2 tRNA genes, 1 rRNA gene and 1 pseudogene are annotated in these 1,399 nt (G+C 45.3%); all 4 read left to right on the top strand.

Features of this window, described 5'->3' with window-relative positions:
- Positions 1–597: ribosomal RNA gene (locus V7783_RS20985) — 16S ribosomal RNA — on the top strand; the annotation flags it as partial.
- A gap of 66 nt (positions 598–663) precedes the next feature.
- A tRNA-Ile gene (locus V7783_RS20990) sits at positions 664–740 on the top strand.
- A 38-nt stretch (positions 741–778) separates the two neighbouring features.
- Positions 779–854 (top strand) — tRNA-Ala (locus V7783_RS20995).
- 477 nt (positions 855–1,331) lie between these two features.
- A pseudogene (locus tag V7783_RS21245) lies at positions 1,332–1,399 on the top strand (family 20 glycosylhydrolase); the annotation flags it as partial.

A 1,399-nucleotide genomic window follows, 5' to 3' on the forward strand; every position in this document is an offset into this window, starting at 1 on the left:
CGGTTTTCAGGCAATTGAAGCAGAAGATTATGATTCTGCCATTGCAGCAATGGTAGAACCTTACCCTGATATGGTGCCTTCGGGAACACTGAGACAGGTGCTGCATGGCTGTCGTCAGCTCGTGTTGTGAAATGTTGGGTTAAGTCCCGTAACGAGCGCAACCCTTGTCCTTAGTTACCATCATTCAGTTGGGGACTCTAAGGAGACTGCCGGTGACAAACCGGAGGAAGGCGGGGACGACGTCAAGTCATCATGGCCCTTACGAGTAGGGCTACACACGTGCTACAATGGCATGTACAAAGGGTTGCCAAGCCGCGAGGTGGAGCTAATCCCATAAAGCATGTCGTAGTCCGGATTGGAGTCTGCAACTCGACTCCATGAAGTCGGAATCGCTAGTAATCGTAAATCAGAATGCTACGGTGAATACGTTCCCGGGCCTTGTACACACCGCCCGTCACACCATGGGAGTGGGTTGCTCCAGAAGTAGATAGCTTAACCTAGCTTGCTAGGAGGGCGTTTACCACGGAGTGATTCATGACTGGGGTGAAGTCGTAACAAGGTAGCCCTAGGGGAACCTGGGGCTGGATCACCTCCTTAAACGATATTCTCAGCCAATCTTGGCTAAGTGCTCACACGAATTATCTAAATATTTGTGACCTAAATAGGTCTGTAGCTCAGTTGGTTAGAGCGCACCCCTGATAAGGGTGAGGTCGGCAGTTCAAATCTGCCCAGACCTACCAATTTATGTCACATGTTAACGAATGCATCTCTGTGAAATGGGGCCTTAGCTCAGCTGGGAGAGCGCCTGCCTTGCACGCAGGAGGTCAACGGTTCGATCCCGTTAGGCTCCACCATTTTCAGAAACAGAAATCAGACTTAAAATATCTTTTTAAGATTTTTTAACTCTGGTTTTTTTATGCCAGACGTTCTTTAAAAATTAGGATACATGATATGAGTTATTGATTAACTTGTGACGACAGATTGGACTTAGGTTTACCTAAGCTTGATGCTGAAATTGCAGATTGATTATTTATCTCAGTGCTAATTCTCTATTTATACTTATTAGCCTTCAATCTTCGGATCGAATGCTAATTCTGTGTAAAAGAAAAAAATATTAAAGTGATAAGCAAACTCAGTTAGTTGATCAAATAATATCACCCTTAGCGTTAATACTTCCACAGTCTCTTGTGACTGTCGAGGTGGTTTTGGGTTATATGGTCAAGTGACTAAGCGTGCACGGTGGATGCCTTGGCATCTGGAGGCGATGAAAGACGTAGTAGCTTGCGATAAGTTGCGGTGAGGTAGCAAACAACCTTTGACCCCATAAATTTAATGTTTTTCAATGGCATTTAACCGACGACCAAGGCTGGCGTATTGCGATAGATGCTTATCCAAAACT

The organism is Pseudoalteromonas sp. (assembly GCF_036960685.1).
Lineage (GTDB): Bacteria > Pseudomonadota > Gammaproteobacteria > Enterobacterales > Alteromonadaceae > Pseudoalteromonas.